Origin of the sequence: Chitinophaga sp. (assembly GCF_019236475.1) — a bacterium.
Classification (GTDB): domain Bacteria; phylum Bacteroidota; class Bacteroidia; order Chitinophagales; family Chitinophagaceae; genus Chitinophaga.
Window position 1 is genome coordinate 762,364 of sequence record NZ_JAFAIX010000013.1, and the last position, 13,456, is coordinate 775,819.

Annotated in this window: 13 protein-coding genes; 4 read left to right on the forward strand and 9 right to left on the reverse strand. The window is 42.8% G+C overall.

What is annotated here, in order from left to right:
- Positions 1-2: 2 nt before the first annotated feature.
- Positions 3-1,292: a DcaP family trimeric outer membrane transporter gene (locus JO154_RS25090; protein ID WP_291951477.1), complete on the reverse strand. Its 1,290-nt coding sequence runs from the start codon at positions 1,290-1,292 to the stop codon at positions 3-5.
- Between the two features lie 263 nt (positions 1,293-1,555).
- Between JO154_RS25090 and JO154_RS25095 the strand changes: the two genes are divergently transcribed.
- A complete protein-coding gene (locus JO154_RS25095) occupies positions 1,556-1,807 on the forward strand; it encodes a hypothetical protein (RefSeq protein ID WP_291951481.1) in 252 nt (83 codons plus the stop codon).
- A gap of 15 nt (positions 1,808-1,822) precedes the next feature.
- Here JO154_RS25095 and JO154_RS25100 read toward each other — a convergent pair whose 3' ends face one another.
- The 4 genes from JO154_RS25100 to JO154_RS25115 all read right to left on the reverse strand — a co-directional run bounded on the left by JO154_RS25100 (position 1,823) and on the right by JO154_RS25115 (position 7,049).
- Positions 1,823-2,680, reverse strand: coding sequence for a DUF4249 domain-containing protein (locus tag JO154_RS25100; protein WP_291951484.1), 858 nt, complete (start codon positions 2,678-2,680; stop codon positions 1,823-1,825).
- A gap of 5 nt (positions 2,681-2,685) precedes the next feature.
- Complete coding sequence (locus JO154_RS25105; protein WP_291951486.1) at positions 2,686-5,319, reverse strand: TonB-dependent receptor; 2,634 nt, start codon at positions 5,317-5,319, stop codon at positions 2,686-2,688.
- Between the two features lie 43 nt (positions 5,320-5,362).
- Positions 5,363-6,352, reverse strand: a complete 990-nt coding sequence (locus JO154_RS25110) for a FecR domain-containing protein (RefSeq protein ID WP_291951489.1) — start codon at positions 6,350-6,352, stop codon at positions 5,363-5,365.
- Between the two features lie 109 nt (positions 6,353-6,461).
- Entirely contained in the window at positions 6,462-7,049 is a 588-nt protein-coding gene (locus JO154_RS25115; protein WP_291951491.1) for an RNA polymerase sigma-70 factor, read from the reverse strand.
- Here JO154_RS25115 and JO154_RS25120 point away from each other — a divergent pair.
- The 3 genes from JO154_RS25120 (at position 7,048) to JO154_RS25130 (ending at position 10,399) form a co-directional block, all read left to right on the forward strand.
- Positions 7,048-8,073 (forward strand): quinone-dependent dihydroorotate dehydrogenase, encoded by a 1,026-nt coding sequence (locus JO154_RS25120; RefSeq protein ID WP_291951494.1) that lies wholly within the window; start codon positions 7,048-7,050, stop codon positions 8,071-8,073. The two genes, JO154_RS25115 and JO154_RS25120, sit on opposite strands and share 2 nt — an antisense overlap.
- Before the next feature lie 29 nt (positions 8,074-8,102).
- Positions 8,103-8,867 carry a TerC family protein gene (locus JO154_RS25125; RefSeq protein WP_291951497.1) on the forward strand — a complete coding sequence of 255 codons (765 nt, stop codon included), beginning with the start codon at positions 8,103-8,105 and terminating at the stop codon, positions 8,865-8,867.
- 1,328 nt (positions 8,868-10,195) lie between these two features.
- The gene (locus JO154_RS25130; protein ID WP_291951500.1) at positions 10,196-10,399 is read left to right on the forward strand and encodes a hypothetical protein; all 204 of its coding nucleotides are present in this window, start codon (positions 10,196-10,198) and stop codon (positions 10,397-10,399) included.
- 504 nt (positions 10,400-10,903) lie between these two features.
- Here JO154_RS25130 and JO154_RS25135 read toward each other — a convergent pair.
- The 4 genes from JO154_RS25135 to JO154_RS25150 all read right to left on the reverse strand — a co-directional run bounded on the left by JO154_RS25135 (position 10,904) and on the right by JO154_RS25150 (position 13,438).
- Positions 10,904-11,569, reverse strand: a complete 666-nt coding sequence (locus tag JO154_RS25135) for a hypothetical protein (RefSeq protein ID WP_291951502.1) — start codon at positions 11,567-11,569, stop codon at positions 10,904-10,906.
- Between the two features lie 36 nt (positions 11,570-11,605).
- Positions 11,606-11,818, reverse strand: a complete 213-nt coding sequence (locus JO154_RS25140) for a hypothetical protein (protein ID WP_291951506.1) — start codon at positions 11,816-11,818, stop codon at positions 11,606-11,608.
- Positions 11,819-11,910: 92 nt separating this feature from the next.
- Positions 11,911-12,123, reverse strand: a complete 213-nt coding sequence (locus JO154_RS25145; RefSeq protein WP_291951509.1) for a hypothetical protein — start codon at positions 12,121-12,123, stop codon at positions 11,911-11,913.
- 607 nt (positions 12,124-12,730) lie between these two features.
- Positions 12,731-13,438 carry a 16S rRNA (uracil(1498)-N(3))-methyltransferase gene (locus JO154_RS25150; protein WP_291951512.1) on the reverse strand — a complete coding sequence of 236 codons (708 nt, stop codon included), beginning with the start codon at positions 13,436-13,438 and terminating at the stop codon, positions 12,731-12,733.
- Between the last annotated feature and the right edge of the window lie 18 nt (positions 13,439-13,456).

The window sequence follows — 13,456 nt, forward strand, 5'->3', positions numbered from 1 at the left end:
TTTTAAAATTTGTACATCATAGATACCTGCAGCCTACTATTATCGCTATGTTGCTTATCGATCGTAGTATGTTTGCCGTATAAAAATTCGAGCCCAAATTTCACAAAAGCAGATGGATAATAGAGCAAATTCAGTACGCCATATTGTGAGGAACTAAAATCCGTGGTTGGCAGAAAACGTTGTTGTTCCAGTTTCAGATAACTATAACCTAGCTCAGAACTGAGTTCGTCGCTCCACCAATGTTCATAAAATAGCATCGCAGCAAATAGCGGGAGCACCTCAATACTAGCTTTGCTTTTCGCTACGGCATCATGTCCACTACCGGCCAGGTCATTGAAATATCGGGCGATTCCCTGCCCATAGGCTACCTGGTAATCGAAATTATCTTTGATGCGCTCATTCACCTCCACTGAACCGGACAGGTTGAAGCCCCAGCCAATACTAGAATGGTCCCGCTTCAATACATCATCGTAGCTGATTGGATGTAGCAAGCCTGCCAATTGGAAATGTGTGATATCTGTGAAATTGTAGCGATACTGTGCAACGAAATCCGGAAATATGGTACGGACGGAAAGTCCTGAATCAGCGGGGTATTTCACATCACTGCCGGGATTTTCAAAACTGAAAGCCAAACTCGATTTCCAGGTAAGCGGTTGTGTATAACGGACTTGTATCTGCCTGGAAATTGCCATCGCATTTGGGCCCTGGTAATCTAATATGTTGGGAAAAGCATCAATGTCCATGAATGTGGACCAGTATTGACCTGCCCCCCATCTGCCCACTTGTCCCCATGCATGACGAAGCCTCGGCACAGAGGTGCCATCAGGATTAAACAGGTCAAATTCCAGGATCGTTTTCAGTTTTCCTAATTTGGTATCAGACTCTGAACCAATGCCCAGGCGGGTCTGTCTTGGTGAAAAATTAAGTACGCCCTTTGGTGAATTATTGATGGGTATAGAAGACGGGACAAATGCATGTATATTTCCCGGTTCTTTAAAATCATAGATAAAATCCGCCTGAATAAAACCGCCAATAGTTAGTTTCGTATTCCTAAAATCCGCCACCACAAAGCCGCCGAGCTTTCCAGCTTCGAGGGCGCTTCTTGTTTCCGTTCTACTGGCAGGCATCTGACGTATAATACGTCCTTGCACCTGGTTCATTTTAGCTTCGAGACTGTCTATTCTCCTGATAAGGCTGTCCAGTTTCGCCTGGGCGGATACCATACGTGGCAGCAGGGAAAGCAGTACGATTAGAGCAACCTTATAGTTGATATAGCACAATTGTTTGCGCATGTTGTCCTTGTTTAGTGTTGCGGATTTTCTGTTTGGGGTTTCATAGTAGCACCCATTGGGGAATAGGACGAGATCCAAAGAGCGAACACTAAAATTTATGCATTTGGGGCGCCGATAAGACAACACACGTTCCCAGAAAAGGTTCATACACAAACAAATAGCCCCAATACCGGCACTAGATAAATCGATTGAAAAAATATAGTTCGTTGTTCAACTAATTTTTCTTTTATGTGTTATACGCGCAAAAGTAATTTGCTATTCACATGGATTGGGATGAGATATTAGATCCTTTTTCACCAGATTTTCAGGATGCTATGGAGGAACACTTAAGAATCGTCAATATGCAGGATGGTCTTGTTGCTGCGGCAAATGAGCTAATAGCTAGGCATTATCCGGCATCGCGGGAATTATCGCCGGAAGACAGTAAACAATTGCAGCGGGTAATCATCAGTCAGTCCGTACAGATGGCCAATGCCATTCATGAAGCGATGAACAATGGAACAGAAGAGGAATAAAAATTTGCTACCTATTTAGTCAACTTTAAACAGCAATCTTCTAGCGTTTATGCCAGCTACGATACCATAACCGTCCAATACATTTGAGAAAACTCTCACTGGCTCAGATACGATACCTCCTACATTTTGTTGTTGAGCAGCAACACTTTTCAGGTATTGATAGGCGTTGTAGGTCAGTGTTGTGACTTCCACCACTAGATAACTGGTGGGAGTCAGGGCATCTTGTGTCTGTAAAACGAAGGTGAGTTCTCTGCCATCAAAGCGTTTATCGCTCATAATGAGATTGGCGGCTGGGGCCGAGGAGATGATGTCTACCACATTATTATTAAAAGCAGGGTCCAGCCGGAACAACATACCAGACAGGATAGCGCCATTACTATCGGCATGGAATAAACGAATCCGATAGTAGTTCTCCGCCATCGGATAGTCTTTTAGCCCGAAAGTGACACGACTAAAAGTTCGTTGTGCGGCAGCTCCGTATACTTGCGGTGGGGCAGGCAGGGTATCCGTGCCGGATACAGGCGTAAGACCAGGAGCAGACGCTGATATGGTATATTTTATGCCAGTGGTAGCAGTTTGGGAAGACACGAAATAATTGTTACCGAGAATATTCTTGTAGGTAACAGGGATGGTGTTCCCTTTATCGTCCTGTATATTGACATTCGCATGCTCTACCTCGCGAAAGTCGGCATCATTATAAACATTTACCGGAACACTCTTTGTTACCCTGACATAAATAGTACTATCAGCCTGGATCAGGCTATTGACCACCAGTTTATTCCCTTCATAGGAAAATGCAACATCCACTTTTCGCTCGCAACCTGCGAGCAATAGTAACGTCAACGCATATATGAAAATGATTCGGTTCTTCATTTGCATTAGAATTTTACACTGTAGGTAATACTAGGGAGTAGTGGTAGTATAACCAGTTTAGAGAGATAACGTTGTTTTGCGCCATCATCTTTCTTCACGAAATAGTAGAAGGGATTTTGCTGGTTATAGACATTAAAGATGCTGAAGTTCCAACTGCGACTCCATCGTTTTTTCTGTTTCACCCAGGTGACGCCAATATCTAGTCGGTGCGAGTTTTCCATTCTGTAATTATACCGGGATGTATACTTATCCACCGGGGAAGTGTTGCTGGGAGCAGGGTCCCAGGGAGACCCGGTTTCAATGCCTTCATAGCTCGCTACAGGCAAGGTAAGCGGTGCGCCGGAGGTAAACCTCCACGCCGCGGAGAATTCCCAGTTTTTGTTAATCTCATAATTCAACAGTAATTCAATATCGTGCCGGTGGTCGTACTTATAAGGAAAGATGCGGCCATTGTTGATATCTGGGAACTGTCTGTTGCTCCAGGCCAGCGTATATCCCAACCAGCCTGTCAGTTTACCTTTCTTTCTGGTAATCATCAGTTCTCCGCCGTAGCTCCATCCTTTCCCAATGCTAACATTCCGATCCCAGCGCAATACGTCTGTCGTCAGCAAACCTGTCGGCTCCGTATATTCGATCATGTTAGACATCGTTTTGTAATACCCTTCCATGGAGAATTCCCATGCTTGTTCACGAGTGGTTTTACCAATCCCCAGGGCCACTTGTTGAGAGCTCATAGGGCCTACTTTATCCGTAGATGGCACCCAGATATCAGTAGGTAATGCAGTCCCATTATTGGAGAGCAGGTGAATATATTGATTCATCTGTGTGTAAGCTGCTTTGAGCGCCCAGTTGTTCGGCAACATGTAACGCAGGCCCATACGGGGTTGCAAACTATGATACAACCGTCCAGACACCATAAATGCGGAAGCATGCAGCCCTATATTAACATATAAGGAAGGCAGCAACTGCCAATCATCTTCCGCATACAACAGCATCTCTACAGCCGTATTTCTGGGACCGTTGGTAGCGGTGTCCAGCGGAGTAACATTACTACCTTTATCCACAAAGGAAGAAACGGAAGGTCGGAAATAATGTGTATTAATAGCAGTCCCAAAACGCATGCTGTGCTTGGGTTCTGGCCTGTAATCAAAATCCACCTTCAAACCACCAATTTCCATCCGCGAATAATATCGACCATACTGATCACCTACTTCATTGATAGCTGGAATGGAATATTTATAGCCCACTTCCGTGTTAAAGGCATACTGGGAGTAGTTCACACTAACATTGGAGAATAGCTTTGGTCCGAAAATATGGTTCCAACGCAATGCTGCAACGATATTCCCCCATCCCATCTGGAAATGGTTAAACTGTGTATTGATGCGGGTGGTATCGATGGGGGAACCATCTTCGGCCTCTTTAACACTCAACTTATCCTCTCCTTTATAGTAGCTGAGAAAGATCCTGTCTTTCGGAGAAAAGATATGATTGACTTTCAAATTCACATCATAGAAATAAGCCAGCAGGGAGGAATTTGTATTTCCATCCTTCAGGCTGACCACCGTATTATACAACAGGTCTGGGTACGACCTTCTTGCACTGACAATAAAAGATGTTTTATCCTTGATGAGGGGCCCTTCCAGATCAAATTTAGCAGCGATCAAACCGATGGCAACATCGCCATGCAACTGCTTCATATCACCATCCTTCAAGGTGATATCTAATACAGAGGAGAGTCGCCCTCCAAAACGAGCCGGGAACGCGCCTTTATACAGATCCGTAGATTTCACTAAATCCGCATTCAGCAACGAGAATACCCCGAAGAAATGAGAGAAGTTGAATATAGGTGAACCATCCAGCAGGATAAGGTTTTGATCCGGACTTCCACCTCTCACATGTATTCCTGAAATCCCATCCATACCGCCACTGACACCAGGAATGGCCTGTAAAGTTCGTAGCAGATCCGCTTCTCCGAGTAATTTCGGTTGGGCCCTAACATCTGCACTGTTGATATTCACCTTACTCATCTGAGTCTGGTTTTGCAGTTTATGGCCTTCTGCAGCGCTCACGACTACCTCTTGGAGATTGGTGGTGGATTCCAGTGCAACATTTAGGAGCGTATTATGGGAAGGTAGTTGTTGCCATTTGGATTGATACCCTATATATGAAATAATCACCGCGCTAGTATCTGCGGTGGTCGTAAAACTAAAAAAACCAAATTGATTGGTAACAGTGCCTTGCTTCAAGGAGGGCGACCAAACGGTTGCTCCAGGCAGTTTTTCCCCAGTTACAGCATCTTGTACATATCCGCTGATAGTACGGGTAGAAAGGATTTGTGGTTGTAATACAATGAGATCTCCTACCCGGGTAAATCGGATACGATCAGGGGTAAAGAGGTCTTCCAGCAGCGTTTTGAGGCGTTGCTGACGGACAGTTAATGTTATTTTCCTGGATAAATTGACAAGATCCCGACTATAGGAGAAACGGATACCATAATTTTTTTCCAACAACTCACAAACAGCCTGGATAGGCTGATCCTTTACACTTACCGATACCCTTGTCTGCCAATCCCAACCCAAAACCTGTAACGGCATGCACAATAACAGCAGGCCCGTTAACAGTTTTCCGGCTAACGACATATTATGGTTAAATTAAAAGTATGATGTACAGATTATAGTGATACTATCGCTCCTTATAAATGCGATATTGTCTGTCGCCTGTTTTTTCCCAATGCGCCAAAGTACTTACGGCGAGGGTTTCCATGACACTATCAATTGGCGATCCAGTCAGGTCAGCATTAATAGTCAGTTTAAGGAGGGAAGTATTATCTACCACTACTTTCACATCATATACAGCAGTTACTGTCTGTAATACTTCTTCCAGCGGCACGTTACGGAATGTCAGGGATTTATTTGCAGGGTCCAGTACATGGGCGGCTATACGAAAATCAGGTTTATTAGCATCCTGTTGCAGGAGCATACCTTCCGTTAGTATAACGCTATCGGAGCGGGAATGGTCTATCACCATTACTTTTCCGCTGCTAACATGTACTTGTAGGACAGACTTATTGGGTTCATAATTTACGGTAAAGCGGGTACCGAGCACTTTCACTTCGGTATGTCCGAGGGAAACGATAAATGGTTGAGCGGGATTAGCAGTGATATCAAAAACGGCGCTACCTTTCAGCTCCACTTTTCTGTTCTTATCGTTAAATCCTTTGGCTACACTAAGGCTGGAGGCATCTCCTTTCAGCTCGATTTTACTACCGTCTGCAAGTGTGGTGGCTACAGGCCCATTATAGCGGGCGGCAGGTCTGGTGGCTAGAAACCATCCGCCAACGCCTACTAGTAGCAGCAGTACTGCGGCTACTTTCAGGAAGGTAGACCAGGAGAAATTGCTGACAGGGGTCAAAATTGGCTCATCCGCCAGTTTCTCATCCACGTTCATACGGCTATACAACTGGTCCCAGGAGGAGTCGGTGCTGACTGGCATGGAGTACTGTTGAGCAGCGGCCGTATCCAGTACTTTCCGGAGTGCTTCCAGTAACTGGACATTATCCTCGTGGTCTGCGAGCCAACTGTTTACCCAGGCACGCTCTTCCTGATCTGCTTCATCCAGCAGATATTTGCAGAGCAAGGTATACAGTGCTTCATCAGAAAACGATGGTATCATTATACAGTTTATGGTTTTTAAAGTCTATTTAATGATAGCATGACAGTCATATGCATTATAATAGACGCATCTGCTATTGGCTTTCCCCTATGTAGCCGGAAATATTTTTTCAGAACAAGAATATTGCCAGCAAAGGGAGGTATTCTTTGAGTTCTTGGTGCAAAATTTTCAGGGCTTTACCCATTTGATTTTCCACTGTTTTCACCGAAATATTCATGGTTTCGGCGATTTCGGCATATTTCATTTGCTGATGTCTGCTGAGAATAAATACTTCCCGGCATCTTTCCGGGAGTCTTTCCAGGGCCTGGTGGTATAGTTTTTCCAGTTCCCTTACATCGGTGGCTTGGGTAGCGGCTTCGCGGGAAAGGCCGTAGGCGGTTTCTTTTTCGTTGCTAACAACGGTTTTTCGCCATTGGCTAATGGCAGCATTCCTGATGGCTGAGAACAGGTATGCCTTTACGGGACCGGTGATTACGATAGTATCCCTTTTTTCCCATAGTTTCAGGAATACCTGCTGCACGATTTCCTCCGCTTCATGGGAATCACCGGTATAGTGAGTCGCAAAAGCAAGACAGTGGGCATGGTTTTCCCTGAACAATTCCTCAAAAGTTTGGAGCGCCAACATGATGAGGTGCAAATATAGGTGATCTCCCTTCAACAATAAAGGAATAAAAATTTCTACCTTTGCCTCCAACATGTACAATCTAGTTAAGAAAATACTTTTCCGCTATCCGCCGGAAAACATTCACCACAGCGTGATGCGTGGTATGAAAACAATCTATTCTTTGCCATTGGGCAAACAAATCCTGGAAGCTTTTTGTGGCGTAAAAGACAAAAGCCTTGAACGCGAAGTATTTGGACTGAAATTTCCCAATCCGGTAGGATTGGCAGCCGGTTTCGACAAGGATGCCAAATTCATTGATGAACTGGCCAGTCTGGGTTTTGGATTTGTGGAGATTGGTACTGTTACGCCAGTGGCGCAACCAGGAAATGATTTACCGAGATTATTTCGCCTGCCGGCAGACAAGGCCTTGATTAATCGCATGGGCTTCAATAATGAAGGCGCGGTGGCCGCTGCAAAAAGGTTACAGCATAAAAAATCCAATATCATTATTGGTGGTAATATCGGTAAGAATAAAGTGACGCCAAACGAAGAGGCCATCAGTGACTATGAAAAATGTTTCCATGCACTCTTCCCAGTGGTGGATTATTTTGTAGTGAATGTCAGCTCTCCCAATACGCCTAATCTGCGTGCATTGCAGGAAAAAGAACCATTGAAACAATTACTGCATCACCTGCAAATGCTCAATAATCAACAACCCAAACCTAAGCCTATACTTCTCAAGATAGCGCCAGATCTGACCACAGAACAACTGGACGACATCGTAGAAATCGTACAGGAAACGAAACTGGCGGGTATTGTTGCCACTAATACCACTATCAGCAGGGAAGATCTGCTAACACCTGCTTCGGAAGTCGCTGCTATTGGCGCTGGAGGCTTAAGTGGACTGCCCGTAAAAGATAAATCCACTGAAGTAATACGGTACATTCACAAAAAAAGTAATGGGAATTTTCCCATTATTGCAGTAGGTGGCATATTTTCTGCAAAGGATGCACAGGAAAAATTAGATGCAGGCGCATCCCTGGTGCAGGTATATACCGGATTCATTTACGAAGGACCAACTATTGTGAAGAAGATCTGTGCTGGGCTCCGCCGATAGTAGCATGTTTATTCTGAACTAAAACCTATATGGAACAATTTCTCACTGTTGAGTCCCTCATCAGTCTGCTCACGCTTATACTCATGGAAATCGTCCTGGGTATAGACAACGTCATCTTTGTATCTATTGTACTGAACCGATTGCCCGCTGACAAACGACCAGCGGCAAGGCGTATCTGGATGTTTGCAGGTATGGCAATACGCATTGTATTATTGCTTTGCATCGGCTTCATTGTTCGTGCTGTACATCCACTCTTCTCTATTGGCGATCACGGAATCAGTCTGCGTGATCTTATCATGCTCGGTGGTGGTTTATTCCTGTTGGTGAAAACCACATTGGAAATACACCATAAACTGGAAGGAGAGGAGGAAACAGCGGCTGCTGGTCCCAAAAAAGGTGGCGCATCCTTTGCCAATATTGTTGGCCAGATTATCCTGATCGACACTGTATTCTCATTCGACAGTATCATTACTGCGGTGGGCTTGGCCCGTCAAATTCCAGTGATGATCATTGCGGTAGTTATCGCGATGATAGTCATGTTCTTTTTTGCACCACGCATCAGTGACTTTATCCACAAACATCCAACGCTGAAAATGCTGGCTTTGTCCTTCCTGGTGATGGTAGGAGCTATCCTCATTGTAGAGGGCTGGAATGCAGAGCAGGCACACGCTTTACACCTGAAGAACTATGTGTACTTCGCCATGGCTTTCTCTTTCGCGGTGGAACTGCTGAATATGCGTGTTCGTAAGAACGGTAAGCCCGTAGAATTAAAGGAACCGACTATCAAGGAATAGATTATTTAATACAACATAATACTAGGCGGCTGATTCCAAAAGGATCAGCCGTTTTTAGTTGGTAGTATTGTATACTGGAATAACTGGAATAACTGGCTTATGATATACTGGTATATCTAGCTTATTGCATACTGGCAGATGTTAGCTTATGCATACTAGCATATCTGGTTTCTGGCAACCTGGAATAAAAAGAGACTGACTTTTTTAAGGCCAGTCTCTTAAAACAGAACAACAGTCGAGGAATCGTACCGTTTCATTAACCAAAACAATTGTACTAACAAATTAACCATGAAAAAAAGTTGGGTTAACAAACAAGGAAGGTTTACCAATACTGAGTTACCTCAATATGAGTAATCTGACGAAAGCAGCAGCAGCATGCAGTGTTAAAAGTGCAGTAAAAAACATCACCACATGTGCTGCCTTTTTCGCCATCCTACGTTTTTTTCCAATCATAAAATCCTCAGTTATGGAAACAAGGGGCCGACTTAGGTTAGTCAGCCACCTTGTGCATACGAGGGTCACGAAATCTTCATGACACCTCTCCCTTTTGCCAGCTTCCTCATCCAGCGCAGGCATATAGTATCTCAGCGAAGAATCGTTCCGTCGCTAACACCTAATGCTCTTCAGAAACAGATATTCACTGCTCTCTCCATATGAGTTTAATCTTCTAATCCTTTTGGGAACAAAGGGCCGACCATCCCCTATCAGATGGCCAGCCACTTTGAGTAATCGCAGTACACGAAAAATCGTATCCGCCTTCTCCTAACTTTTGGTATTTGTTTAACTCTAAAAAAACTATGAAAAATAAAAATCGTCAAATAACATCCGCTGTGGATAACCTTAATTGGATAATCGATATGGATTATTGATATGGATAATCCGATATGGATTCCTCTTTGAATTCTCCATTAATAAATACTTTAGTAACACACAGCATACGAACGAATCGTATCTGCTACTCATTTTCTAACTCGTTACCCCAAATAAAAAAAATTAACTAATGCTATAAGATATTTTAAGAATAGGCTACCAACAATGAATACATTATATGTATTCCTTTTCAAACAGTGAATCCATTACAAAGCATTCTTTACAGCCCCTTTACAGACAGTGAATCCATTACAAAGCAATCCATTACAAACCAATTCTTTACAAATCCTTTACAGATACCCCTCTCTCTACAGACAGTAAATTCATTATACACCACCTTTTACAGCCAATGAATCCAGCACCCTTTAATAAGTCTATACAGACCTATAGGCAAACACCTCCCCTATTGGCTATCTTTAGCCAATCTCCATTTCTATCATATCGCTACCTATAGTTAAATGTGTTTATTTTTCAATAGTGGGCTGGCCAGGAAATGGCCAGCCGTTATTGGTTACACTAACGGGATGCCTATAGCTGCATCCCTCACTACCTGGAAAACGCAAGGGTTAGTATGCGATGAATCACTACAGGCATATGATACCGGGATTTGGGCCGGCTGGAATAAAGCCGGCCCGTCCGGCGGTGAGGCAGATTACCGATGAACCTCCCCTTTCTCTGCCCCACACTTGAAGCTATCCCTGCAATGGTCCTTCATCAAAAAATTTTCTCGAAACAAGGGGCTGACCAGGAAATGGTCAGCCGTTCTTGTAGGTCATCGTCATTGTGAATTAAATGGGTTGGTTTTTGACTCATGACAGAAAAATTGGGTTAACAAACATTGGGTTAACAAACGATGATCTGTTGAAATCCTAGTGATGCTGTTACTTTTATAGTAGGTGTATTTAATTGTGCTGCTCATTTTGATAACGTCGTTTTTAATTGATAGCTCAAAACTATTCAAAAGCGAAAAGCCAAAACCGCGTTTTTCAACTTTCAAATCCCCGAATGAGAATGAACAGGATCATGATAAATTGAACAAAATGAACAGAACGGGAGAAAAAGAGGGGCATTGGCTGCAAACCAGCCATGGGAGAAGATTTAGGGCGGTACAATTGAATGGAACGATTCTTCAGCTTACAAAGGGAAGGAACATAGCTACAGGAGGATTAACTCAAAATACTTGGCATTTCTTCGGAATGCGCCTTGTTGGCAACCGGCCATTCCATCTCTTCTCTAGGATTAAAGAAGCCCTTTATACAGTTAGGATTACGTATACATATTTGAATATGACTTTTCTCGTAAAACCCTGCACCAGGGTAGATGGGAGCACCTTCTATGAATGCACAGCGGACGGTATCGAAGGGTGGTTTTCTTTTCATCTCCCTTTCATCATGTAATGATTCAATGTAATAATTATCCAAAACCCGCAAAAGTGTATTGTTTTTTCCTGTCTCTGGAATGGGATGCTGCTTTTTTAATACAAAATCAAAAATTGTTTTCACTTCATAGATCGAGTTCAAAGCAAAATCTTTTAACACATCGATGCATTGTTTATCTAGTAAGTCCAAACAATTATCTAAACTTATAACAGCTCCTATAACCGCTGGTTCAGATACCTTACCTCGCCTTGCTTGTTCCCAGGCAAATTCCATTGCCCGTTCATAATTATTCTGCCAAAAATAAATACCTGGGCCCAGCCAGTCATATTTATTTACACTCGGGTGAAGCATTATCCTTCCCGCTATTACACCTTCTGCAACTGATTTATCACAACCATGGAAGCCCAATAGTAAACCAGGGTCAGATCCATATAAAAGTGGTATTTTCTTCATTATTGTGGGTTAACAGTTAAATAATTAGATACCTCATTAATCATTATCAATCATTGCTTGTATAAATTCAGGACTCGGTTCCTGTTTAAGATAAGCAACCTTATAAAACTCCAACAACCAGACTGTATTCTCCTTTGGAAGATTTAATTTTAAAACAGAGCGTTCCCAATTTTCATAAGAGGAGATGTTATGAGCCATCCTTATTTTCATACTTTCTCCTAATTCTTTAAGTTCTCTTGATGTAATCATTTTCATATCAATTTTATGCGTTATAAAATGGTCTGTAAGTAAGTTTCTTATTAATAACATCACTTAGAAGTCTTCTGTGGCCCTTTCTCTAATCAATCATCATCGTCCATTATCTCAAAAAATTCCGGACTTGGTTCCTCATTTAAGAAAGCAACTCTGTAAAACTCCAGCAACCATATTGTATTTACTTTCGGAAGATTTAATTCCAATACAGAATGCTCCCAATTTTCATAGGAGGAAATGTTATGCTCAATTCTTTTTTCAAGCCTTTCTCCTAAGTCAATAAGTTCTCTTGATGTAATCATTTTGAAATCAATTTTTGGGTTATAAATTAGTTTCGTCAGTTGCTTATTTGAAGAATCACCAAAATACTTATGTATAATATCCTCCTCTAATCATTATCATCAAGCGGTGCTGCGAAGAAACCAAGACTCGGATCCTCCTTTAAGAAAACGACTCTATAATACTCTAGCAGCCATACTGTATTTATCCTCGGAAGATTTAATTCCAATACAGATCGCTCCCAATTTTCGTAAGAGGAGATGTTATGAGCCATCCTTCGTTTCATCCTTTCTCCTAATTCTTCAAACTGTTTTGATGTCATCATTCTTAAAATATTTAAAGGTTTAAAAATCCATTACCAGGCCAGGAGAGAGAGTATACGCCCGTAGTGTAACCACGCTAATGATAGCGTAAAATCAGGTCAACCAACAAAAGGTCCAAACAATAAAAATATAGGCGTGAACTTCCGATGGTTATCATTTTTGATCTCGTTTTGAAGTTGGAAACAAACATTCACCACCCAAAACTAGATCAAAAAAACATCGAAAACCCACGCCTAGCAAGAATCTTTTCCGCGAATGGAATGAACAGATCTAAATGATAATGAACAGATCTGTATGAGAAAAGTAGTTAAGATTTGATATTCATAATTACAGCAGCTACCATACCTGCAGTTTCTGTACGAAGCCGTGTACCCCCCAATGATACCGGCTGAAAACCTGCCGCCAGCGCAGCATTCACCTCTTCAGGCGTAAAATCGCCCTCAGGGCCAATTAATATAATCGTATCCTTACCCGCTTGCATCACATCTTCCAAAGCTGTTTTCTGGTCCGGTAAACAATGTGCTATAAACCGCTGCGCATCTTTATTTGAGGCCACCAATTTGTCAAAAGCCTGCGGGTCTTCCAATACCGGCAGATAAAACTGCTTCGACTGCAACATCGCTGATACCAGGATATTCTGCAATCGCTCTGCTTTTATTTTTTCTTTCTCTGTACGAGCACTCACCAGTGGAATAATCGTCTGTATACCAATCTCGGTGGCCTTCTCTAAAAACCACTCTATCCTAGACGCATTCTTGGTGAAAGCAATGGCTATACGCAGTGCAGGCGATGGCGCTGGCAATTGCTCCCGCCCACTCACCTGCACTACACACTTCTTCCTGTTGTCGTCCGTAATTACTGTGGTATACTTATTCCCCCGACCATCGGCCAACAATACCGTATCCCCCTTTTCATGCCGTAATACCTGGATACAATACTTCGAAGTATCCTCATTCATCGTGTAGGAAACAGCATCCTCCCGGATTTCCGGTGCATAAAATACAGGTAATTCCATATTACAATCAGTCAGTTT